This is a genomic window from Paenibacillus flagellatus, assembly GCF_003217775.1.
GTDB classification, from domain to species: Bacteria; Bacillota; Bacilli; order Paenibacillales; family NBRC-103111; genus Paenibacillus_AB; species Paenibacillus_AB flagellatus.
In genome coordinates this window covers 405,735-427,969 of the sequence record NZ_QJVJ01000007.1, presented here as the reverse complement: position 1 = coordinate 427,969, position 22,235 = coordinate 405,735, and the positions used below count along the sequence as shown (strand labels likewise).

Genomic DNA, 22,235 nt, shown 5'->3' with positions numbered 1-22,235 from the left:
CCGCCAAGCGAGTGACTGCGATTGTGACTTTGCTTATTCCTGTGCCTATGCCTCTGCCGGCGCTTGCTTTTACGCTTGTGCCTGCGGCTTACGAAACGCCGCCAGCGCCTCGTTCAGCTCCCGCGTATGCCCATAGACGCTTTGATACGCCCGGAACAGACGGTCGTATGCCGCACGCTGCTCCTCGCGCGGCCGGAACGTCCTGCTCCGCTTGATGAAGACCGCCGCGCATTCGGCGAGCGACCCGAACCAGCCGCAGCCGTACGCGGCCAGCATCGCGGCGCCCATCGCGGGGCCTTGCTCGCTCTCGAGCTTGTGAATGTCCGCGCCGAAAATGTCGGCCTGCATTTGCAGCCAATGCTCGTTCTTCGCCCCGCCGCCGATCGAGACGAGCGACCGGATGTCGTGGCCCGCGCCGCGCAGGATGTCGAGCGATTCCTTGAGCGAGAACGTAATCCCTTCCACGACCGCCCTCGTAAAATGAGCGAGCCGGTGCGACGCGTCCATGCCGACGAAGCTCCCGCGAATCGTCGCGTCCGGATGCGGCGTCCGCTCCCCGACGATATACGGGGTGAACAGCAGTCCGCCCGCCCCCGGCGGCGTCTCGTCCAGCCCGCGCAGCAGCGCCTCGAACGGAACGTGCGGCGCGAACGCGTCCTTGAACCATTGCAGGCTGTACCCGGCCGCGAGCGTCACGCCCATCGCGTAATAAGCGTCCGCCTCGCCATGGTTGAAGAAGTGCAGCCTGCCGCCGTAATCGACGTCGCCGCGGCCGACGTACGACAGCACGACGCCGGACGTGCCGATGCTGCACAGCGTCTCGCCCTCGGACAGGATGCCGGCGCCGATCGCGCCGCAAGCGTTGTCCGCGCCGCCGGCGAAGACGCGCACCGTCGACGGAAGCCCGGTCGCGTCGGCGACGTCCGGCAGCAGCGTGCCGACGTCGGCGTGAGGTGCAACAAGCGGCGGCAGGAGCGATTCGGGCAAGCCGAAGGCGGCGGCGATGTCGGCGCTCCACCGTCGGGCCGCCACGTCGAGCAGCAGCGTGCCGGCCGCGTCGGAATATTCGCTGGCGATACGGCCCGTCAGCCGGTAGCGTACGTAATCTTTCGGCAGCAGGAAGACGTCCGCCTTCGCGAACGTTTCCGGCTCGTGCCGCTTCACCCACAGCAGCTTCGGCAGCGTAAAGCCTTCGAGCGCGCGGTTTTTGGCGATGTCGAGCAGCCGTCCGCCCAGCGCCGACTCGATTTCGCGGCACTGCTCGGTCGTGCGCGTGTCGTTCCACAAAATCGCGTTGCGCAGCACGTTCCGCTCCGCGTCGAGCAGGACGAGCCCGTGCATTTGTCCGGAGAAGCTGACGCCCTCTACCGCGGCCGGCTCGACGCCCGAATCGCGGACGAGCGTCCGGAGCGCGGACACCGTCCCTTCCACCCACCGCTCGGGCTCCTGCTCGTTATATCCCGGCTTCTCCGAGATCAGCGGGTACGATTCGGACGCTTCGCCGCGGACGCGGCCGTCCCGGTCGACGAGCAGCGCTTTCACCGCGCTCGTCCCCAAGTCGATCCCGATCACATAGCTCATCGGCGTTCCTCCCTATTCAACATCAGGCCCATGCCGCCCGGAGTTACTCCGACAGCAAATAGTCGTTCAGCACCGCTTTCAGCCGCTCCTGGCGTCCCGAAACGTTGCGGATCGGCTTGTCATGATCGAGCGCATACTGCTCGAGACTCGCGAGCGTCGCCTTGCCGGAGACGATATCGAGGCCAACGCCTTCCTTGAAGCTGGCGTAGCGCCGGTCGACCGCGTCCTCGAGGACGCGGTCCTCGAGCAGCTTCGCGGCCGTCTTCAGCCCTTTCGCGTAAGCGTCCATACCCGCGATATGCGCGTGGAACAAGTCCTCCGGCTCGAACGAGCCGCGCCGCACCTTGGCGTCGAAGTTGATGCCGCCGCGGCCGAGCCCGCCGTTTTGCAGCACCTCGTACATCGTCAGCGTCGTCGCGTACAGATCGGTCGGAAATTCGTCCGTATCCCAGCCGAGCAGCAGATCGCCTTGGTTCGCGTCGAGCGAGCCGAGCAACCCGTGCATCCGGGCGACTCGCAGCTCGTGCTCGAACGTATGTCCCGCGAGCGTCGCATGGTTCGCCTCCAAGTTCAGCTTGAAATGATCCTTCAGCCCGTAATGCTGGAGAAACGCGATCGTCGTCGCCGCGTCGAAGTCGTATTGGTGCTTCGTCGGCTCCTTCGGCTTCGGCTCGATCAAAAACTGCGCGTCGAACCCGATTTCCTTGGCGTAGTCGATCGCCATCCGGTACAGGCGGGCCAAATTGTCGAGCTCGAGCTGCATGTTCGTATTCAGCAGCGTCTCGTAGCCTTCCCGGCCGCCCCAGAACACGTAGTTTTCCGCGCCGAGCTCCTTGCCGACCTCGAGCCCCTTCTTCACCTGAGCCGCCGCGTAAGCGTATACATCGGCGTTGTTCGTCGTCCCCGCCCCGTGCACGAAGCGCGGGTTCGTGAACATGTTCGCCGTGTTCCACAGCAGCTTCACGCCCGTCGACTTCATATGTTCCTTGATCATCGCCACGATCGTATCGAGGTTGCGGTTCGTCTCCCGCAGCGTATCGCCCTCCGGCGCGATATCGCGGTCATGGAAGCAGAAGTACGGCACGTTCAGCTTGACGATCAGCTCGAACGCCGCCTCCACCCTCGCCTTGGCCAGGTCCATGCCGCTGAACCGGTCCCAATCGCGCTCGGCCGTACCGGCGCCGAACGGATCCGAGCCCGTCCCCGTCAACGCGTGCCAGTAGGCGACCGCGAACCGCAAATGGTCGCGCATCGGCTTCCCGGCCACGACCTCGTCGGGATTGTAATGCTTGAAGGCGAGCGGATTGGTCGAGCGGGGTCCTTCGAAACGTATCGCCGCGACGTTGGAAAAATAGGACACGTTGAATCCCTCCACGTTGGATTGGTTGCAGATTGCCTGCCCCCATCATAGCAAACGCCGCTCACTTTGTACATCGGTTAAACAAAGTCTTCGCAAAAATCGTGGTTGAACTTTTTAACCACCTAAAATACACTGGACCTATTAGTCCAACGCTTATACAAACGAGGGATTCGACTTGAACACGACAACCGGGGATCAATATCTCGTCAAAAAAATAAACAAAGCGATCGTGCTCGACGCGATCCGCAAGCACGGCCCGCTCTCCCGCGCGCAGCTGTCCGACTTGACGGGGCTCAACAAAGGAACCGTCTCGACGCTCGCGGGGGAGCTGATCGAGGAGAAGCTCGCGTCCGAAATCGGTCTCGGCCGGTCGAGCGGCGGGCGCAAGCCGGTCATGCTGCTTTTCAACCGGACGGCCGGGTACGCGGTCGGCATCGATCTCGGCGTCCGCTACGCGCTCGCCGTCCTGACCGACCTGGAGGGACGCATCGTCGCCGAGGAGCAGCGCGAGCTCGAGCGGCGGGACGCCGACTACGCGCTGGACGTGCTGGCCGCCACCGTGAAGGCGCTGATCGCGCAAGCGCCCGAAAGCCCGTACGGCATCGTCGGCGCCGGCATCGGCGTCGCAGGCATCGTCGACGACAAAGGGACGGTGCTGTTCGCGCCCAACCTCGAATGGGAAAACGTCGAGCTGCAGCGGCTCGTACAGGACGCGCTCGGCATTCCGGTCGCGATCGACAACGAGGCGAACGCCGGTGCGCTCGGGGAGATGTATTACGGGGCCGGCAAGGAGGCGTCCGATATCGTCTACTTGAGCGTCGGCACGGGCATCGGGGCGGGCATCGTCATCGGCAAGCATCTCATGAAAGGATCGGGCGGCTTTTCCGGCGAAATCGGACATACGACGATCGAAACGAACGGCAAAAAATGCCCTTGCGGCAACAAGGGCTGCTGGGAGCAGTATGCGTCGGAGCGCGCGCTGATGGACATGGCGAAGCCGCTCGGCATCGAGCGGTTCGACGGGCTCGTCGAGGCGGCGTGCCAAGGCTCCCCCGAAGCGATCCGCCTTTTCCACGAGGTCGGGGAAAGCCTCGGCGTCGGCATCGCCAACATCGTCAACACGTTCAACCCGGAGCTCGTCGTCATCGGCAACCAGATGACCCGCGCCGAGCCGTGGATCCGCAACGCGATCGAGCGAGTCGTCTCGATGCGGTCGCTCCCGTTCCACCGCAGGCAGGCGCAAATCCGCTTCGCCTCGCTCGACACGCATTCCGCCGTGCTCGGCGCCGCGCATTACGCGATCTCGGCCTTTTTCGCCAAGGAGCGGGTTACGTTGTGACGGGCGGCTTCCGGACGAACCCGCTCCGGTACTCCGTCGGCGTCATCCCCGTCGTACGCCGGAACAGCCGGGCGAAATGGTGGCCGTTCTTGAAGCCGGACGCCAGCGCCACCTCCTGGACGCCGAGCCCGGTGCCGCGCAGCAGCTCGCCGCTTCGCTCCACGCGAAACCTCCACAAATAGTGCATCGGCGAGACGCCTTCGTACTGCCGGAACAGGCGGATCAGATGCTCCGGCGAGACGTGGGCGGCATCAGCCAAGTCGCACAGCCTCAGCTCCTCGGCGTAGCGCCACCGGATCGCGTCCTTCGCCAGCGTGACGGCGCGGTGCACCCCGCCTCGCGGATCGGCGCGCGCGGACGATTCCGCCGCGTACAGCTGCAGCGCCGACAACGCCAGCGTCCGCAGGAGCGGACCGTCGTCGGGCGCGCGGCCGTCGCGGCAGGCAAGCATGACGCCGATCAGCCGGTTCATCGTCTCCGCCGCCGGCAGCATGGGCGGCAGCTCCGCAAGCCGGCGCATCGCTTCGGGCGGCAGCGGATCGGTGACGAGCGTCACCCACGTATGCCAGCTGTCCTCCGTCTCCGAGAAGGCGAAATGCTCCCGGCGCCCCGGCGTCAGCAGCACCATCGTCCCCGCGGCGATGTCGCGCACGTCGTCGTCGACCGCGAGACGAATCGAGCCGGTGTGCAGCACGACGATTTGCACGTCTCCCTGCAGGCGCGGCCCGTGAGTCCCGCCCGGCGGGTAGACGATCGAGCCCGGATATGCGGAACGGATCGCCGCAAGCGGCAGCCATTCGCCTTCGCCCGTCCCCTCCATCGGCGTCCCTCCTTTCCTCAATCGTCGAGACGGATTTTTTTCTTCAAATCTTCCCGTTGCGTAATTTCCGAATCGTGGCGGATGTAGTGACAGACGTACGAGCGCCGCCATCGGTCCTTCGTCCGGTTGCGCGTGGACGAATGTACGAGCAGCTCGTGGAAGAACAGGATGTCTCCCTTCTCCATGACGACGGGAATTTCCCGGCTCAGGTCGACGCCCTCCGTCTCGTCGGTCCACGGCTCGTGCTCCTCCTTGTTGCGGACCGCCCCGTGGGGCAGCAGCCCGAGCTTGTGGCTCCCGGGAACGACCCGTAGGCAGCCGTTGTCCTCGTCGATCCGCTCCAGCGCCACGTAGCCCGCGATCATGGAGCGCGGCTCGTTCTGGATGTAGTAGTAATCCTGATGCGCCGCCTGTCCCTTCGACCCCGGCTCCTTGTAAAAGTACATGCTTTGCACGCCGCACGCCTCTCCGCCCATCAGCTGCGCGAGCGCGCCCCGTATGACCGGCAGCTTCATCATTTGCAGCGCGAAGCCGTCGTGCCGGTGCGGGTTGAACAGCCGCACCGAGAACCGGTCCGCCGGGGAGACGACGACGCCGGCGCGAGGCTTCGCCCAGTCCGGCATATCGTCCGACGAACGGATCGTATAAATGTGCGCGTTGAACGCGTCGATCAAGTCGTGGCTGCAGCCGCCGCGCAGCAGCACGTACCCGTTTTCGCCGTACTCCCGGATTTGCGCGCCGGTCAGCGGCGAAAGTCTCTCCTTTTGATTCGCGAATCCCATCGGTCGTCCCTCCGTCACTCCGTCTCTCCGCAGCGTGCCGCGTGAAAGCCGCTTGCGGGTTACTTCGAGCATACCCGCGAAGGGCGGAAGCCGGCAATGTCCGGCGCTGACCGGTTTGTATCCGAAATTGATGTTACGTCGCGGCGGGCGCGCCTTGACGGTACAGCCCCGACGCCTTCACCTCGCGGACGAATTCGCGGAACTCGTCGAAGTCCAGCTGCTGGTCGGCGTCGGACAGCGCCTCCGGCGGGTTCGGGTGCACCTCGACCATGATGCCGTCCGCTCCGGCGGCCAGCGCGGCTTTCGCGCACGGCGCCATGATGTCCTTGCGCCCGGTCGAATGGCTGACGTCCACGAGGACGGGCAAATGGCTTTCCCGCTTCAGAAGCGGCACCGCCGAGATGTCCAGCGTATTGCGCGTCCATTTCTCGTACGTGCGGATCCCCCGCTCGATCAGCATCACCTCGCCGTTGCCGCGCGATACGATATATTCCGCCGCATGCAAAAATTCGTCCATCGTCGCCGCCAAGCCGCGCTTGAGCAGCACCGGCTTGCGCAGCTCCCCGGCCGCCTTCAGCAGCTCGAAATTGTGCATGTTGCGCGCGCCGATCTGGATAATGTCCACATAGTCGCAAGCCTGCTCCAAATGTCTCGGGTCGACGATCTCGCTGATCGCGAGCAGCCCGAACTCGTCGGCCGCCTCCTTGAGCAGCTTCAGTCCTTCGAAGCCGAGCCCTTGGAAATCGTACGGCGACGTCCGCGGCTTGAACGCGCCGCCGCGGATGACCGGCACGCCGGCTTCGGCGAGCGCAGCGGCGGTCCGGCGCACCTGCTCGCGGCTCTCGACCGAGCACGGCCCCGCGACGAGGACGGGCTGTCCGCCCCCGATCGCCGTATCGCCGAGCCGGATGACCGTATCGTCGGCTTTGCTTTTGCGGCTGACGAGCAGCGCCTTCTTCTTCTCCGGCTGCTGCAGCTCCAGCGTCGCCTTGACGATTTCCCGGAACAGGCGGCGCACCGCCGCTTCGTCGAAAGGTCCGGCATTGCGCGCGGCCAGCCGGTTGAGCGTCTCCTTCTCGCGGTCCGGATCCCGAAGCGGCCGGTTCAGGCCCGCCTTCAGCTCCCCGATCCGCAAGCCGATGCGCGCCCTTTCGGACAGCAGCTCCAGCAGCTGATCGTCGATCCGGTCGACGCGGCTCCTCATGTCGTTCAGCATTTCCTCGCTCATATACGCTCACTCCTCATCGTTTTCTTGGATCCGATAGACCCGCCGAATGTTTTTCGTTGAAAACAAAAAAAGCCCCTCGTCCTCAAAGGGACGGGGAACCGCGGTACCACCCTTGTTAGAAAAACGTCGGCTGCCGGCTAGCCGAGCGTCGTTCTCGCTCGAAGCACGATAACGGCGTGCGGCCGGGGCGCCTCTACTCGCACGGCCGGCCGACGTCAGTCGCCGGCGGACGGCTTTCCAGACCCGACTCGGGAGCGAACTTCGGCGTCGCGTGCCGTCGGGGGCTCTCAGTCCATCGGCGCCCCGTCCCTGTTACGGCCGTCTTCCGCTTACTTTTCTCCGTCATCGTCTTGGCAAGATTATCCCCGATTATAGAAGATTCCGACGATTCGCGCAACGGTTCGCGGCGAAGCTTTAACGCAGCGACGCAATTCTGTTTTTTTTCGCAAAAAATCGGCACGGTCCAACATTTTCCGATGCGGCTCCGTCTATCCCCTGTTATAATTGAGAAGTGCATAAAATTGGCAGCGTTCGGATATGAACCGTCGAAGGAGGGGCACCGTCTAATGAAAGAGGTGAAGCAAGTGGAAACCGGCGCCAGCGAAAACTTCGACTATTTGCGATACATAGCCGAGACGACCGATCAGAAAGCGATTCTTCGCGAGCTGATGACCGCCTACGGCGACGATGTGTGGAACTACGCGTTCAGCATATGCCGCAAGACCGATTTGGCCGACGACATTACGCAGGACGTATTCCTGAAAGTATACCGCAGATTGACGTCGTTCCGCGGAGAGTCCTCCGTGAAGACGTGGCTGCTTACGATAACGCGCAATACCGCGCTCGATTACAAGCGTTCGGCGTTTTGGCGCCGCGTGACGCTCATGGACATCATCTCCCCGCACGGCTCGCACCGTTCGGCGGAGAACGAGGCGATGGAGAACATGACGGTCAGCCGCATTTGGAACCAAGTGCTGAAGCTGCCGCCCAAGTACAGGGAAGTGCTGATCCTGTTCGCCCACCACCAGTTGTCGATGAAGGAAATCGCCGACGTGCTGGGCATTAGCGTAGGAACGGTCAAATCGCGGCTGCATCATGCCCGGATCAACATTGTAAAGGCGAAGGAGCGGGGGAACGATGAAACGGATTGACGCCGATATCGATGCGGATTTGAAGCGGGAGCTGTCCTCCGCCCCTTTGCGGCGCAAAGGGTTTAGCGAAGAGCTCCGCATGCGGATCGAAGAGCGGGTGGACCGGAAAGAAGCGTGCTCGCGGTCTTGGTTTGCCTTGGCCGGCTCCATCGGCTCCGTCACGCTCGTCGCGGCCGCCGTCGTCGTCTTCGCTCTGTTCGGCGGCGATTCCGCGGAATCCAAGCTGGAGGAGCAAATCGCCAACGCGACGCCCGCACAGGCGCCCGCGCTCTTCTCGCAATACGCGGATCAGGCGTCGTTCCGCTCCGGCCTGCTCGTCGGCCTGCGCACCGACGACAAGGAGACGTCGTACCGGACGCTCTACATCGCGCCCAAGGAGGAGCGTCCGGCCGTCGTCGCCCAAGGCAGCGGCATTCTCGTTCCGTACAAGCGCGACTTTTACCGGATCGAGCCGCTCCGCTACGAGACGGTAACCGACCGGTACGAGTTTTTCGTCGCGCATCCCGCCTCCCAGCGTGCCGTCGAAGCGCGAAAAATCGGCCCGGTGCTGTTCAAGGACGATCCGAACGAGAAGGTCGTCCACGCCGAGAAGCTGCTGTTCGCCGCCAACGAATACGTCTCGATCGGCGAGACGAACGAATCGACGCTCGCCAAGCTGTCCAACGCGTCCGCCACACCCGACGTGATCAGCCGCGCCTGGACGACGACGATTCCGAACTTGACGGGCAAGCGCCAGGCCGTTGCGCTCGCCGACGTGCTCGAGACGAAGCCGACGTCCGGCGAATTCGCGACGACGGAATGGATCGTCGGCCGCAGCCAAGGGCGATGGGTCGCCATGCTCGGCGTCCCGACGAAGCTGGCGCCGTCGGCGTCCACCTCCACGGGCGTCGCGAGCGCGACCTCGCTCGGGTACGAGTTCCGGAAAGCCGACGTCCCGCTGCCGAAGACGGTCATCAACCACGACGAGCCTTGCTGCACGTGGAGCGAAATCGGCACCCGATTCCCGGAAGCGTCCGACACGTTCTCGTCCCCCGACAAAGACATGACGGTCGTCGCGACGGACGGCATGCTGTTCGTCTACGGCAATCCGAGCCAATTGAGCGGCGAGCCGGCGTTGTCCGTCAAGCTGAAGCCGAAAGAAACGATCATCATGGCGCAATGGGCGACCGACCATTACGTCGAGGAATGGGCGCAGAAAACGGTGCAGCTGCTGCGATAACGGAAGCGACGTTGTTGCGGACGGAAGGACGGCCACGCGCGGAAGGCGCGGCCGCCGCCGGTATCCGTTTTGCACCGGAGCTGCGTCACCCGGTGCATCCGCTTACATGCCCGTCCTCACGCGCTCCCGTACGCGTCGGATGCGATCGCGACCGCCGCTCGCTGCAAGAAAACTTGTCGCATTACTGTCGTCCCATCGTTCCCGCGAAGCCGCGCAGGCTTTCCTCCGCGATCACGCGCTTGCCCGGGCCGGCGCCTTCCCAGACGACGAACGAGAGGCGCGGACGCTTTTCGCTTTCTCCGACTTTGGAACCGCTTTCCGCCCAAAGCCGAATCGTGTACTCTTGTCCCTCCCGGTCCTTCCCCGTTCCCTGAAACCAGACTTGGCTGTCCGTCGCCGCGAAGAGCTCCGCCCGGTCGGCAACGACGTCGACCCCTTTGGGGGTGGCGCGCAGACGGACGTTTCCCGCTGCTCCTCCGTCCCGAACGGCAGTCCAATCGAGGTCGAGGTGCCACTTCCCGCTCTTGTTTCCGCCGGCTTCCCCGGCTGCGGTCGCCTCGATCCAGCCGTTCGCCTTACGCGTATTCAAAAAAGCGGAGGGCGTCACGCCGGGCAAATACCGCGACCGGCTGTTCGAATCGTCCGGGCCGCCGTGACGCTTGCCGGCGGGAACGGGAACGGCCGCTCCATACGCCTTTCAGTATAGGAGCGGCCGTTACGCCGATCAATGGCGGGCTTCCTATCGTTTCCATAGGCTTCGCCAATCGTCGCGCGCCTCGGCCGAAGCGCGCTCCTCTCTTATTCGTCCGGCTTCCGGACGATCGTTACCCCTTCCACATGCCTTTTGCTCATCAGCTTTTTCTTTTTCCGGTTTTCTTTCGTCTCGAAGACGATGTCGAAGTCGTAATCGTCCGGGTACAGCTCCTCTTTGGCGATATGGAGCTTCAGCCGCTTTTTGTTGATTTTAAGCCGCTGTTTTTGAATCATCACGCCCACGTTGCCCCTGGCGTCCTCCGCTTCGTACACGATGCCGGTTCGGCCGAGGTACGAGACGTAGACGCTGTCGCCGACCTCGAACGGCTTGACCGGGACGTTGTCCCCCGACTCCGTCCGGTCTTCGTTCCCGCCTATCGCCCGGCTTGACGGACCGCCGCGCCGCTTTCCGGCATCCGGCGACTGCGATGGCGACTGAGGCGGTGGCGGCGGCGCTGGAAGCCGGAACGTCGACTCGCCCTGCCGGGAGGCGAGCAGCTCCTCGGACCGCCGGACGATGTCGGGCGACATGCCGAGCTTGAGCGCGATCAGGAACGCGTAGCTGCGGCCCGCTTCGCCGATGCAAAGCCGGTACAGCGGCCGGAGCGTCTCCGCGTCGAACTCCATGCGCGCGTTCTCGAACCCCGGCGTCACCGAGGCGAAATGCTTGATTTCGTTGAAATGCGTCGTCGCCACGACGGTCGCCCCTCTCCGGTGAAGCTCCTCCAAGATCGCCACGGACAAGCCGACGCCTTCGCCGGGGTCGGTGCCGGACGCCATTTCGTCGAGCAGAACGAGCGTCGACCGGTCCGCTATTTTCAAAATGCCGATGATATTCCGGATGTGCGCCGAGAACGTGCTGAGCGACTGCTCGATGCTTTGCCCGTCGCCGATGTCGGCGGCCACGTTCGCGTAGACGGCCAGCTCGCTGCCGTCCTCGACCGGCACCGGCAACCCGGACTGCGCCATCAGCGTCAGCAGCCCGACCGTCTTGAGCGCGACCGTCTTGCCGCCGGTGTTCGGGCCGGTAATGATCAGCGACGAATAGCCGTCCCCGATCGCGAAATCGAGCGGCGTCGTCCCCGGACCGAGCAGCGGATGCTTCGCGCCGCGCAGCCGGATGATGCCGGCATCGTTCAGCGCGACGTTGCGCCCGCGGATCGAGAACGCGTACTTCGCCTTGGCGAACACGAAATCGTACGTGCCGACCGTCTCGACGTTGAGGCGCAGCTCCCGGTCGTGCTCCTCGAGCAGTCCGGTCAGCTCGGCAAGCACCTTCGCCTCCTCTCTCGCCTCCTCGGCCCGCAAGTCGGCGAGCTCGAACTGCAGGTGGGCGATTTCCTGCGGCTCGATGTAGACCGTCTGCCCGCTGGCCGATTCGTCCAGGACGCTGCCGCTGACGAGCTTCCGGTGCTCCTTCTTGACCGGCAGCACGTACCGGCCCGAACGGACGCTGTACAAATTTTCCTGGAGAATGGCGCGGTGTCGCGACATCAAGCCGTCCATCCGCGTTTTGATCCGCTCCGCGACGACGGCCGCTTTTTTGCGTACCTTGGACAGCTCCTTGCTGGCCGCGTCGGCGACTTGACCGTTATGGATGCACCGGTCGATCTCGCTCTTCAGCTCGGCCAGCTCGTACAGCGAGGCCGCATACGCGCTCACCCGCGGCGCCGCGGCCGACTTCGCCGCCATATACGTCTTCAGCTGCGCGCAGCCGTGCAGGAACGTGCGGACGTTGACGAAGTCCTGCTCGCCGAACACGTATCCGGTGCCGGCCAGCTGCAGCACCGTCTCGATGCCGCTCAGCGACGGGATCGGCACGCTCGCTCCTCCGTTCAAGATCGCCACCGCGTCCGCCGTTTCGTCCAGCGCGCCGCGCACCGCGCGGACCGCCGTCATCGGGCGCATCTCCTCGACGTGCCGTTTCCCCAAGTAGGAGACGGCGTATTCCGCCACGCTTCGAATCACTTTGTCGTACTCGAGACGCTGCAGCGTCCATTCGTTCATGTCGATTCCTCCTGATAGATGATATTTCCCGCTTTCTTCGCGGGAACGAAAAAAAAGAAGGCAAAGAATGAGCTAACGTCATTCTCTGCCTTCCATGATCGGGTTTCCGCGCATGCCGAAACAAACAAAAAAACCGCGCTGAACAACAGCACGGAATCGGCGCACAGATACGATGATCTCGGGCGTGGAGATGATATCCGCTGTTCTTAACTAGAATCCGGAGGCGTCCTGCGGGCATAAGAAAATAAACGTCCCTTTCGGGGCATTTTTTCCGCGTACCGCTATAGCCTCGCTATGGAATTCGTTAGTTAAGAACGCTCACCGACATCAAAATCTCTCCCTGCCTGTAGATACCCCGATTATAAACGGCGCCGGCGGCGCAAGTCAAGGCTCGCTTCCCCGAAGAACACATTCGTTCCCCGAGCATATACTGGACTGGACCCGCACCGTTCGCGCCGTTTACGGACCGGACAAGCGTCTAGTCCGGCAGCCGGAGGCGGTTACGCGCGATGCCGCGTCTTCGTGAGGCGTGCAGCGCGACGAACGATCATTTTGCGAGAAGGAGTCAGACGAATGGCAGACCGTTACGGAATAACGCCTCACGGCGGCAAGCTCGTCAACAAGCTGCTCCCGGACGGGATCGACGGCGATATCGATGCGCTTCCGGCGCTGAAGATCGGCGGACGTTTCCTATCCGATCTGGAGTTGATCGCCGTCGGCGCTTTCAGTCCGCTGGAAGGCTTTATGGGTCGGGACGATTATCGGAGCGTGCTCGACGCGATGCGTCTGTCCGACGGCACCGTATGGCCGATCCCGATTACGCTGGCCGTTTCGAAGGAGGAAGCGGCCCGGCTTGCCGAAGGCGACCGGGTCGCCTTGGCCGGCTCCGACAACGTCCGGTACGGCGTTCTGACGCTGACGGAGAAGTACGGCTACGACAAATCGCTCGAAGCCCGGAGCGTCTACGGTACGGAGGATCCCGCCCACCCCGGGGTCGCGAACCTGTACGAGCAAGGCGACGTCTATTTGGCCGGCCCGATTGCCGTCATCCGGCGCCCCGAGCGGCCGTTCTTCGAATACGCGATGGATCCGTCCCGGACGAGAGCGATGTTCCGGCAGCTGAACTGGAAAACCGTCGTCGGCTTCCAGACCCGGAATCCGATCCACCGCGCCCACGAGTACATTCAGAAAACGGCGCTGGAGACGGTCGACGGACTGTTCGTTCATCCGTTGGTCGGCGAGACGAAGGCCGACGATATTCCGGCCGACGTCCGCATGGAGTGCTACCGAACGCTGCTGCATCACTATTACCCGCAGGACCGGGTAAGGCTGGCCGTATTCCCCGCCGCCATGCGGTACGCCGGGCCGAGGGAGGCCGTCTTCCATGCGCTGGTCCGCAAAAACTACGGGTGCACCCATTTTATCGTCGGACGCGATCATGCCGGCGTCGGGAACTATTACGGCCCCTACGACTCGCAGCGCATTTTCTCGGCGTTCGCTCCGGAAGAAATCGGCATCCGTCCGATGTTTTTCGAAAACAGCTTCTTCTGCCAAGCATGCGGCAGCATGGCCACCTCCAAGACGTGCCCGCACGATTCGCGCCATCATGTCGTACTGAGCGGCAGCAAAGTTAGGGAAATGCTCCGGGAAGGCATCGCGCCGCCGGCCGAATTCACGCGGCCCGAGGTGGCCCGCATCTTGATGAACCGGTACGGAAGCGCGACGGACGAGTAACTTTCGATCCCCACTTTCAGGAAAGGCGGCGATTACGTTTATGTCGGCATTCAATTACCGCAGCTATTGGGAAAGTCACTACGCGAGCGGCGGCACGTCGGGGGCGGGGAGCTACGGGCTGCCGGCCGAATTCAAGGCGTCAACGATCAACGCGTTTTTGGCGGAACGCGACGTGGAAACCGTCATCGAATTCGGCTGCGGCGACGGAAACCAGCTCGGCTACATGAACTACAAGCGGTATCTCGGGTTCGATATTTCCGAAGAGGCGCTTCGCCGATGCCGGGAACGGTTCGGCGGCGATCCGTCCAAAACGTTTCATTCGTACGATCCCCGGACGTTCGTCAACGGCGGCGCTTATAAAGCGGATTTGGTCGTCTGTCTGGATGTGCTGTACCACATTACCGACGAAGACGATTTCCGCAAAACGTTGGACGACGTTTTCGGCTGCGCGGAAAAATACGTCATCCTGTATACGACGTGGAAAAAAGCGCCCAGCAATAACGTCACGATCATCCACCGGGATTTGCTCGACTATTTGCGGGCATACCCCGACTTCGTTCTCGAGCGGATCGTCCCGCAACCACACGGGCATCTGTCCGTCGCCGATTTTCTCATTCTTGCCAGAAGCGCTCCTACCTCGTCCTAACGACGTTTCCGCTTACCCGACAACTGCGACGACGAAAGTCGTCCTTTTTTATTTCCGCCTTGCTCCCGCGGGCAATATCGGCATACCCGGACAACGGTCCAACCAAACGGGACGGTTCCTCCATATGGTATAGAAACCGCTCGGGGATGGTGTATGAGGATGAGAACAGGGAAATTGACCGCCATGATGCTCGTTCGCAACGAGGCGGACCGGTATTTGACGCAAACGCTCGACGATTTGAACCGGTATGTCGACGCCTTCGTCATCGTCGACGACGCGAGCACGGACCGCACGGTCGAAATATGCGCTTCCTACGACAAGGTGGAGAAGCTCATCGCCTTGAAGGAGCACGGCTTCCATAACGAGGTGCAGCTCCGCAAGCTTTGCTGGCGGGAGACGACGGCGACCGACGCGGAATGGATATTGGCGCTGGACGCCGACGAAATATTCGAGGAACGGATGAAAACGGAGATCGACGGTCTGCTGCGCCGTGAAGATGTCGATGCTTGGGCGTTCCCCTTGTACGATTTTTGGGGAAGCACCGAATATTACCGAAGCGACCGGTTATGGCGCGCGCACGAGCACCATGGCGTTTTTTTGCTGCGCAACAAGCCTTTCGAGGAGCAATGGCGGGAGACGCCGGTCCACTGCGGCCGCATTCCCTCCAACGTGATGCAGACGTTTCGCGTGGAGAAAAGCGACATTCGCTTGAAGCATTACGGCTGGGCGAACCGGAACGAGCATGCGGCCAAATTCGAACGATACATGAAGGCCGACGGCGAAGGAAAATACGGCAGCTTGGAGCAGTATTACTCGATATTGGACCCGAATCCGAACTTGGTGAAGTGGGAGGAACGACATGTCCGCTAAAAAAGTTTCGATATACACGCTGAACCAGCTTCTCCACCACGGCAAACAGCCGGCGGCCGGAGGGCTCGAGCGCTATATGCGGGATATCGCCGTTCTGATGCGGGAAATGGGCTATGATGTCAACTTCGTCCAAAACGGCACCCACCGATGGAAACGGGACTATATGGGCTTCACCGTGTATGGGGTGCCTATGCTGGAAGGCAACGTTTCCGATATCGAGGCGATGGACCGGGTTTCCCACGACCGGGTTTTGTACGGATGGGTCGGGCAGCAGGAAACGTACAAGGATACGGAAGGGATCGTCATCAATCACGGCATATGGTGGGACGACGCCAACTACGATCTGGAACGTCTGCCGTGGATCATCCCGAATATCGTCAACGGCTTGGACCATTGCAAAGTGATGGTGACCGTCGACACGGCGTTCCTGAATTGGTGCCGCTCGACGATCGGGAACCGGATTCGCGGCAAGCTGCGGTACATCCCGAACTACGTGGACTTGAACATGTTTCGTCCCGAGGAAAAGACGAAGGAAACCGACTTCGTAACCGTCCTGTACCCGCGGCGAATCAGTCCGGTGCGGGGAATCGAGCTCGCGAAACGATTGTCGGTCCGGCTGCTGGGCAAATACGCGCATGTCAAATTCAAATTCGCCGTCGATCATAACCATCCGCAGCTTTGGAACGAATTCGTCGAATGGGCCGACGCCCACCCCTACCGCGACCGGCTCGATATCGGCAACTATTATTTCGACGACATTCCGAACGCATACCGGGAAGCGGATATCGTCCTCCTCCCCACGATCCAGTCCGAAGGAACGAGCTTCTCCTGTCTGGAATCGATGGGCTGCGGCAAAGCGATCGTGACGACGGCGGTCGGCGGCATGACCGACCTCATCCTCGACGGCTTCAACGGCAGGCTCGTCATGCCCGAGGAGGAGAGCTTGTTCGAAGCGCTGTGTGAGCTGATCGAGGACGGCGAGCTGCGCCGGACGTTCGGGCACCACGCCTACATGACGGCGAAAGCTTTTTCCAAGGAGCGCTGGGAGGCCCAATGGGCGAAATGGATCGCAGCCGTTTACGGGTAGCGACAAAGGAGGCGATGGCGCTTGATCCGGCTTATTATATCGGCCGCTACGGGGCGATCGGGCTCTACGCTGCTTCAGCGTATTTGCAACGCCCGGAAGGAAACGTTGATCTGGGGCGAACATTACGGCATCATCAAAGATTTCGCCAACATTTACGATAATCTGGTCTACTTTTCGGAACAGAGCCGAAACGAACGAACCGCGTTTTTCGACCGTAACAAAGATACGGGGCTATGGACCGCCAACATGACGCCCGAATTGCCGTATGTCGAACAGGCGGTCATCAACGCGGTGACCGCCGCCCTGGACACCTTATACGGCCAATTCGCGGAGAAGCACGACATCGTCGGCTTCAAGGAAGTTCGCTACGGCGAAAGGGAGCTGCGCCTGCTGCGCAAATGTTACCCCGATTGTCCCTTCCTGCTGCTCGTCCGGCACCCGGTGCCCTCGTGGGCGAGCGCCCCCACGTGGTACAGAGACATCGACGATTTCGCCGGGGTATGGAACGAGCGGGCCGGCTTTTACGCGGAATACGCCCGGCAAGATCCGAACAGCCTGCTGATCCGTTACGAGGATCTGGTCGACCGCGATCCGAAAACGCTGAAGCGGCTGTCGGAAGTGACGAAGGTGCCGGTTCCCGACATGATCGGCGTCCTGTCGAAGAAGGTCGGATCGTTCAATCCGGAACCGGTAACGAAAGAACAGCGGGAAGAAATCGTAACGAAGTGCAGGCCGGTCATGAAAACATTGCTATACCGGTAAACCGGAACTTTGGAGGGATTTCGTTGTCCAAACGCACCGTCATCTACGCCGATACGGAACCGTATTCCGGCGACGGCGAGGCGGGCGGCGGCTTGCTGTTGACCATACCGCCGGGACGCGTGCCGGCCGGCCCTCTCTTATCCTGCAAGCTCCGGGCGTTTGTCGTCGCTCGTCCGGACGACCGCTCCGCCTCGGCGCCGGCCTGCCGCGTAGAAGCCGGCGAACCGGGATCGAACCGGTGGATACGGGCCTCCTGCCTTCGAGAGGCGGGCGGCGACCTGTCGTTTGCGGAGTGGGATTTGACGCCGTTCATCGAGTCGTCGGGATCACTCCCCTCCCGCTTGCGGCTGGACGTCCCGGCCGGCTTCGAAATATGGGGACGCGACGAGCGATACGACTATTTCGCCCCGCGTATCGAGACGATCATTCGTTCCGGCGGCGGCGACGGCAACGGGGTGTCGGATCGTTGGAGGAGAAGCCTGGCGGCGATATGCGAGGCCGCCGACGCGAAAGGCGTCGTCCTGTACCCGCCGACGATCGATTGGCATACTCCGCTGTTCCAGCGTCCCCACCAATTGGCGCTTGCCTTCGCCAAAGCGGGGTATCTCGTGTTCTTCATGACGCCGAACGAAGCGGAAACGTTCGGGGAAGGGTTTCATGCCGTTCGCGATCGGCTGTACGTCGCCAACGTGCCGGTCGAAACGTTCGACATCGTCGAAAGGCCGATCGTGCTGCTGACTTGGACGATGAGCTTGAACCGGCTGACCGGCTTGACCGATCCTTTCCTTCTGTACGAGTATATCGACGAACTGCCGATTTTCACCGGCTACGACCGCCGCATGGAAATCGCGCACCGCTACTTGCTTCGCCATGCGGGACTCGTAACCGCGACGGCCTCCTCGCTATGGGAAAAGGCGGTGCGCGACCGGCCGGACGCGCTGCTCTCGTATAACGCCGTCGATTACGAGCGATTCGCCGCTGTCGAGACGCGGCAAGGGCCGGTGCCGGACGATATGCGGGAAACCGTCGACTCCGGGCGGAGCGTGGTCGGCTACTACGGGGCGATCGCCAAATGGCTCGATTACGGCCTGCTTCGCCATGCCGCGGAGCATAACCCGGATTTCGACTTCGTGCTGATCGGTCCCGATTACGACGGCAGCATGCGGCGCGCCGGCTTGGAGCGCTTCTCCAACATCCGGTATTTGGGAGCCAAACGGCACGACGAGCTTCCGTCCTATTTGGCCTACTTCGACGCGGCGATCATTCCGTTCCGGCTGAACAGCTTGACCGTCTCCACGAGTCCGCTGAAATTGTTCGAATATTTGGCGGCGGGCAAAGCGGTCGTCTCCACCCCCATTCCCGAATGCGCGAAGTGCGAGCCGGTCTTGACGGCCCGGCACGCGAAGACGTTCGCGGAATCGGTCCGCCTCGCCGTCCGGCTCGGGCGGGATCCGCAGTACGTTCGGACCGCGAGGCGGTTCGCGGCCCGCCATACTTGGGAGCAAAGGGTCCGGGACATGGACGCCGCCATGGACGCCCGAAGGCAAGCGGCACGGTAAGAAAGGCTTCGTCCCCGGACGAAGCCTCTTCCGCGTCGGCGCCGAACTTTGATACGGATGACTCGGACCCCATACCCATGCGAATCCGTTCTCCGGTCCATACACTGTAGTAGATCCCGTAAACCGACATCATCGACGAACGAACGGAGGGACGACCTTGAGCTTATTCGATTCCAGATTTTTTACGACAGCCGATCCGAAGGTGGATCGACTCGTGTTCGATATTCCGGCGGAATGGTGGAGCCGGTTGTACGAATATGCGTGGGCGAGCCGGTTTGCCGACCCCCGGGACACGGCGCTGGACGCCGCTTGCGGGCTGGGGCATCACTTCAAATACTTTTTGGGGAAAGCGTGCAGGGAAGCGCATGCGTGCGACCACAGCCCGACCATCCGCATACCGGAGCTTCTGAAGCAAGGCATGCGAAAGGCGTTCGGCGATCCGGTCGGAGACTTGCTGGAGAGGGAAGGCTATTACGATGCCGTCCGGTTCCGTCAGGCGGACATTACGGACTTGCCTTACGAGGATCGCATGTTCGACAAGGTGTATTGCCTATCCGTGCTGGAGGAATTGGGCCCGGAGAAGATGAGACAAGCTCTTGGGCAATTCGCCAGAGTGTTGAAGGACGACGGTCTTCTCGTCCTCACCTTCGATTACCCTTTGATCAAGATCGAAGACATCGAGGCGGCCGCCGCCCCGCTGGGCTTGACGTTCGCCGGCAATGTCGATCCCGTCAAACCCGATAACGCCATCTATTCCGACCGGTGGAAGCTGTGGTGTTGCCGTGCGGTGCTGAAGAAGCGGGAACAGCCGCGGTTATGAAGCGGCGGCGCTGCCTCAATCGGGGCTGGAACGTCCGTCGCCGGCCGTCATCGGCCGGATTCCAGCTCGGCCAGCAGCTCCTCCACCTCCCGGCATCGATGATCCCACGTGCGGGCGAGCGCGTAGCGGGTTCTCGCCGCCGCATCGCCGGGCCGCTTCAGCCGTTCCAGCACCGCCCCGATAAACGACTCGTGATCGACCGCCACGTCCACGACGTCTCCCATTCGTCTGCATTCGGGCAAATCCGTGGATACGACGGGTTTCCCGGCGGCCAAATACTCGTACGCTTTAACCGGGTTCGCCGCGAGCGTGACGGACGTCCTCTTGAACGGGATCAGGCATACGTCGAAGCCGGCGATATGCCGGTTCAGGTCGGCATGCGGGACGAGTCCTTCGATCCGGATCCGCTTCTCCCGGCGAACCGTATCGTACGTCCTGCCGAACTCCGGCCCGACCAGCACGACCTCGACCTCCCCGGTCCGGGCCAGCTTGCGAAGGAGCAGGTCGTCGATCCAAGGAGCCCACGCCCCGACGAAGCCCGCTCGCGGCGTCCGGCCCGGATTCGTCTCGGCGGCATCCCCGCCGGCACTCTCGACGTGAAGCCGCATCGCGGGGTCGTAGCCGTTGCGGACGAGCTTCAGCCGGATGTGCGGATAGGTGGACGACAGCCTGTCGTACAGCCTTTCGGAGGAGCATACGACCGCGTCGGAGACGGACACCATGTCGCGCTCGAACCGATGCCATTCCCCGAAATCGTCCGCACAATCGTAGACGATCCAATCCGGCTCGATATCCCGCTTCGCGGAGGGGCCGCTCATCGGCATGCTGCACCAGACGCCTACGGGGAGACGGCTGCCGGCGCGAATTCGCGGCCAATCGTCGCGCAGCCATTTTTCGTAATGATGTACGACGTAGACGTTCGGCTCCACCCGCTCCATGCCCCGATCCGCGCGGGTTTTGTTGCAATAATAGACCGTACGGCCCGATCGGGCGAGTCCGCCGAGCAGCTGCTGGGGTCTTTGCTTCATCCACGACCAATCCAGCGTGGGGGGATAGACGACGATGCTCATCGCGACGGCTCCTTTGCTGACCGATTCGTATATCCTTTTTCGCAAAACGGCTAACCTTTCGCCCTTTCCCGTCATACCTTGGGAGTAAGAGACGATTCGAACGCCTACCGGCCGATAAAGGAGATTCGGCATGCTCGTTTTCATCCTCGTCCAAGACAACGCCCATTGGCTCGAGACTACGCTCCTCGCCTTGTCGCAAGCGAACGTTCCCGACTGTTCCGTCCTCGTGCTGGAAGCCGATTATGCGGACCGGATGAACCGGGCGCTGGCCGACTATGAGGGACGATTTTTCATCGCGCTGACGGCCGGCGACCGGCCGCAGCCCGATTTCGGCCCCAGCGTCGCGGAGTGGATCCGCTCGCTGCCGGATACGTACGCCGGTATCGAGATCGTGGCGCCCCCTCGGCCGATGCCGGACCGGCGAAAGCCGCCCGACGCGTCCGATATTCCGGTCGTCTGGAGCACAAAAGCCGTCCGATCCGGCTTGTTCGGCGGCGGCTTCCTCCCGCCGGATGCGCTGCCTTTCGACCATTACGTGCTGCTTGAGCGCAGGCTTGGACTTGGCGAGACGCATCCATGGCGACGGATCGAATCGGCGTGCATCGTTCGCGGCGGAACGGCCGCCGCTCCCGCCTGGAGAAGGCTTGCCGAGGAATGGGACTTTCTCCGTCCCGTCCTGACGGCGGCGTATCGCAAACCCGAATCGGGGGATTCGCCGGTCGTCACCGTCGTAATCTCGACCTACAACGATGCCCGGTATTTGCTGTGGGCCGTAAGGAGCGTTCTCGTGCAATCGTTCCAGCGGTGGGAGCTTCTGATCGTGGACGACGGATCCGACGACGATACGATACGGAAGCTCGAGAAGCTTCCGTGCGACGACCGTATCGTCGTGATGCGGAACCGGACCAACCGCGGGAAGTCGGCTTGCTTGAACGCCGCCCTCGCCAGGGCGAAAGGCCGTTGGCTGCTCGAGCTGGACGCCGACGATTGGCTGTCCCCGGATTGCCTGGAAACGTTGCTGAGCGGCGTCAACGAGCAGGAGTGCTGCGGAGCCGCGGTCGGTCTGCACGCGGAATGGCTCGAGCGGCCGAATCGCCAACCGGTCTACCGGCGCCCGGCCCCGTTTCCGGACTCGGTCGAACGCATCTTGACCGACGGCGTCCCGCTGGCGCCGCGAATGTACCGCATGGCCTGCCTGCGCGAGCTGGGAGGCTGGCTCACCGACGACCCGTACGACGGCCGGTTGTATGAAGATTTCCAGATGCTGCTGCGCCTGAACGCGAAATATCCGATCCGCCGAGTGCCGCGCGTACTCTATCATCGGCGGCTGAGAAGCGGCAGCGTCACTCACTCGCATCCCGGACGCTACGAGGTATGGCGGCGATGGATGGAGCTTCGCTTGGCGGCGGATAGCGGCGACTAACGGTCGGCCGTACGGGATCGAACC

19 protein-coding genes are annotated in these 22,235 nt (G+C 62.6%); 11 read left to right on the top strand and 8 right to left on the bottom strand.

Translation table 11 applies throughout. From position 1 onward, the window contains the following. Nucleotides 1–69 precede the first annotated feature (69 nt). Both xylB and xylA read right to left on the bottom strand, forming a co-directional pair. Nucleotides 70–1,581: a xylulokinase gene (gene xylB / locus DLM86_RS17605; protein ID WP_110841348.1), complete on the bottom strand. Its 1,512-nt coding sequence runs from the start codon at nt 1,579–1,581 to the stop codon at nt 70–72. Between the two features lie 43 nt (nt 1,582–1,624). Then, entirely contained in the window at nt 1,625–2,941 is a 1,317-nt protein-coding gene (gene xylA, locus DLM86_RS17600; RefSeq protein ID WP_110841347.1) for a xylose isomerase, read from the bottom strand. Nucleotides 2,942–3,116: 175 nt separating this feature from the next. Between xylA and DLM86_RS17595 the strand changes: the two genes are divergently transcribed. After that, complete coding sequence (locus tag DLM86_RS17595; RefSeq protein WP_110841346.1) at nt 3,117–4,280, top strand: ROK family transcriptional regulator; 1,164 nt, start codon at nt 3,117–3,119, stop codon at nt 4,278–4,280. Here the strand turns inward: DLM86_RS17595 and DLM86_RS17590 are convergent. The 3 genes from DLM86_RS17590 to DLM86_RS17580 all read right to left on the bottom strand — a co-directional run bounded on the left by DLM86_RS17590 (nt 4,270) and on the right by DLM86_RS17580 (nt 7,110). Then, entirely contained in the window at nt 4,270–5,100 is an 831-nt protein-coding gene (locus DLM86_RS17590; protein WP_158289534.1) for an AraC family transcriptional regulator, read from the bottom strand. The genes DLM86_RS17595 and DLM86_RS17590 overlap by 11 nt on opposite strands. 17 nt (nt 5,101–5,117) lie before the next feature. After that, nucleotides 5,118–5,882, bottom strand: coding sequence for a phytanoyl-CoA dioxygenase family protein (locus tag DLM86_RS17585; protein ID WP_110841344.1), 765 nt, complete (start codon nt 5,880–5,882; stop codon nt 5,118–5,120). 133 nt (nt 5,883–6,015) lie between these two features. After that, nucleotides 6,016–7,110 carry a bifunctional 3-deoxy-7-phosphoheptulonate synthase/chorismate mutase gene (locus tag DLM86_RS17580; protein WP_110841343.1) on the bottom strand — a complete coding sequence of 365 codons (1,095 nt, stop codon included), beginning with the start codon at nt 7,108–7,110 and terminating at the stop codon, nt 6,016–6,018. A gap of 566 nt (nt 7,111–7,676) precedes the next feature. Here DLM86_RS17580 and DLM86_RS17575 point away from each other — a divergent pair. Both DLM86_RS17575 and DLM86_RS17570 read left to right on the top strand, forming a co-directional pair. After that, nucleotides 7,677–8,261, top strand: a complete 585-nt coding sequence (locus DLM86_RS17575) for an RNA polymerase sigma factor (protein WP_110841342.1) — start codon at nt 7,677–7,679, stop codon at nt 8,259–8,261. Next, nucleotides 8,248–9,480, top strand: a complete 1,233-nt coding sequence (locus DLM86_RS17570) for a hypothetical protein (RefSeq protein ID WP_110841341.1) — start codon at nt 8,248–8,250, stop codon at nt 9,478–9,480. Before DLM86_RS17575 ends, DLM86_RS17570 begins: the two co-directional genes overlap by 14 nt. Nucleotides 9,481–9,661: 181 nt before the next feature. Here the strand turns inward: DLM86_RS17570 and DLM86_RS17565 are convergent, their stop codons facing one another. Both DLM86_RS17565 and DLM86_RS17560 read right to left on the bottom strand, forming a co-directional pair. Then, nucleotides 9,662–10,069, bottom strand: a complete 408-nt coding sequence (locus DLM86_RS17565; protein ID WP_146250238.1) for a hypothetical protein — start codon at nt 10,067–10,069, stop codon at nt 9,662–9,664. A 209-nt stretch (nt 10,070–10,278) separates the two neighbouring features. Further along, the gene (locus tag DLM86_RS17560) at nt 10,279–12,240 is read right to left on the bottom strand and encodes an endonuclease MutS2 (protein WP_110841339.1); all 1,962 of its coding nucleotides are present in this window, start codon (nt 12,238–12,240) and stop codon (nt 10,279–10,281) included. Nucleotides 12,241–12,813: 573 nt separating this feature from the next. Between DLM86_RS17560 and sat the strand changes: the two genes are divergently transcribed. The 7 genes from sat (at nt 12,814) to DLM86_RS17525 (ending at nt 19,718) form a co-directional block, all read left to right on the top strand. Then, complete coding sequence (gene sat / locus DLM86_RS17555) at nt 12,814–13,974, top strand: sulfate adenylyltransferase (RefSeq protein ID WP_110841338.1); 1,161 nt, start codon at nt 12,814–12,816, stop codon at nt 13,972–13,974. Nucleotides 13,975–14,014: 40 nt separating this feature from the next. Continuing rightward, nucleotides 14,015–14,620 (top strand): methyltransferase, encoded by a 606-nt coding sequence (locus DLM86_RS17550; protein WP_110841337.1) that lies wholly within the window; start codon nt 14,015–14,017, stop codon nt 14,618–14,620. A 159-nt stretch (nt 14,621–14,779) separates the two neighbouring features. After that, complete coding sequence (locus tag DLM86_RS17545) at nt 14,780–15,490, top strand: glycosyltransferase (RefSeq protein WP_158289533.1); 711 nt, start codon at nt 14,780–14,782, stop codon at nt 15,488–15,490. Next, nucleotides 15,480–16,577, top strand: coding sequence for a glycosyltransferase family 4 protein (locus tag DLM86_RS17540; protein WP_110841335.1), 1,098 nt, complete (start codon nt 15,480–15,482; stop codon nt 16,575–16,577). Before DLM86_RS17545 ends, DLM86_RS17540 begins: the two co-directional genes overlap by 11 nt. 21 nt (nt 16,578–16,598) lie before the next feature. Further along, nucleotides 16,599–17,339, top strand: a complete 741-nt coding sequence (locus DLM86_RS17535) for a sulfotransferase (protein ID WP_110841334.1) — start codon at nt 16,599–16,601, stop codon at nt 17,337–17,339. A gap of 23 nt (nt 17,340–17,362) precedes the next feature. Continuing rightward, entirely contained in the window at nt 17,363–18,898 is a 1,536-nt protein-coding gene (locus DLM86_RS17530; protein WP_110841333.1) for a glycosyltransferase family protein, read from the top strand. Nucleotides 18,899–19,055: 157 nt separating this feature from the next. Beyond that, nucleotides 19,056–19,718, top strand: a complete 663-nt coding sequence (locus tag DLM86_RS17525; RefSeq protein WP_110841332.1) for a class I SAM-dependent methyltransferase — start codon at nt 19,056–19,058, stop codon at nt 19,716–19,718. 47 nt (nt 19,719–19,765) lie between these two features. Here DLM86_RS17525 and DLM86_RS17520 read toward each other — a convergent pair whose 3' ends face one another. Then, complete coding sequence (locus DLM86_RS17520; RefSeq protein WP_158289532.1) at nt 19,766–20,788, bottom strand: glycosyltransferase; 1,023 nt, start codon at nt 20,786–20,788, stop codon at nt 19,766–19,768. 130 nt (nt 20,789–20,918) lie between these two features. Between DLM86_RS17520 and DLM86_RS17515 the strand changes: the two genes are divergently transcribed. Continuing rightward, nucleotides 20,919–22,211 carry a glycosyltransferase family 2 protein gene (locus DLM86_RS17515; protein ID WP_110841330.1) on the top strand — a complete coding sequence of 431 codons (1,293 nt, stop codon included), beginning with the start codon at nt 20,919–20,921 and terminating at the stop codon, nt 22,209–22,211. Nucleotides 22,212–22,235 lie beyond the last annotated feature (24 nt).

What these genes read in the sequence shown, in the direction of transcription:
- xylB (WP_110841348.1), bottom strand. Translation starts at nt 1,581, where the DNA reads ATGAGCTATGTGATCGGGATCGACTTGGGGACGAGCGCGGTGAAAGCG.
- DLM86_RS17590 (WP_158289534.1), bottom strand. Translation starts at nt 5,100, where the DNA reads ATGGAGGGGACGGGCGAAGGCGAATGGCTGCCGCTTGCGGCGATCCGT.
- DLM86_RS17585 (WP_110841344.1), bottom strand. Translation starts at nt 5,882, where the DNA reads ATGGGATTCGCGAATCAAAAGGAGAGACTTTCGCCGCTGACCGGCGCG.
- DLM86_RS17580 (WP_110841343.1), bottom strand. Translation starts at nt 7,110, where the DNA reads ATGAGCGAGGAAATGCTGAACGACATGAGGAGCCGCGTCGACCGGATC.
- DLM86_RS17575 (WP_110841342.1), top strand. Translation starts at nt 7,677, where the DNA reads ATGAAAGAGGTGAAGCAAGTGGAAACCGGCGCCAGCGAAAACTTCGAC.
- DLM86_RS17570 (WP_110841341.1), top strand. Translation starts at nt 8,248, where the DNA reads ATGAAACGGATTGACGCCGATATCGATGCGGATTTGAAGCGGGAGCTG.
- DLM86_RS17560 (WP_110841339.1), bottom strand. Translation starts at nt 12,240, where the DNA reads ATGAACGAATGGACGCTGCAGCGTCTCGAGTACGACAAAGTGATTCGA.
- sat (WP_110841338.1), top strand. Translation starts at nt 12,814, where the DNA reads ATGGCAGACCGTTACGGAATAACGCCTCACGGCGGCAAGCTCGTCAAC.
- DLM86_RS17550 (WP_110841337.1), top strand. Translation starts at nt 14,015, where the DNA reads ATGTCGGCATTCAATTACCGCAGCTATTGGGAAAGTCACTACGCGAGC.
- DLM86_RS17545 (WP_158289533.1), top strand. Translation starts at nt 14,780, where the DNA reads ATGAGAACAGGGAAATTGACCGCCATGATGCTCGTTCGCAACGAGGCG.
- DLM86_RS17540 (WP_110841335.1), top strand. Translation starts at nt 15,480, where the DNA reads ATGTCCGCTAAAAAAGTTTCGATATACACGCTGAACCAGCTTCTCCAC.
- DLM86_RS17520 (WP_158289532.1), bottom strand. Translation starts at nt 20,788, where the DNA reads ATGAGCATCGTCGTCTATCCCCCCACGCTGGATTGGTCGTGGATGAAG.
- DLM86_RS17515 (WP_110841330.1), top strand. Translation starts at nt 20,919, where the DNA reads ATGCTCGTTTTCATCCTCGTCCAAGACAACGCCCATTGGCTCGAGACT.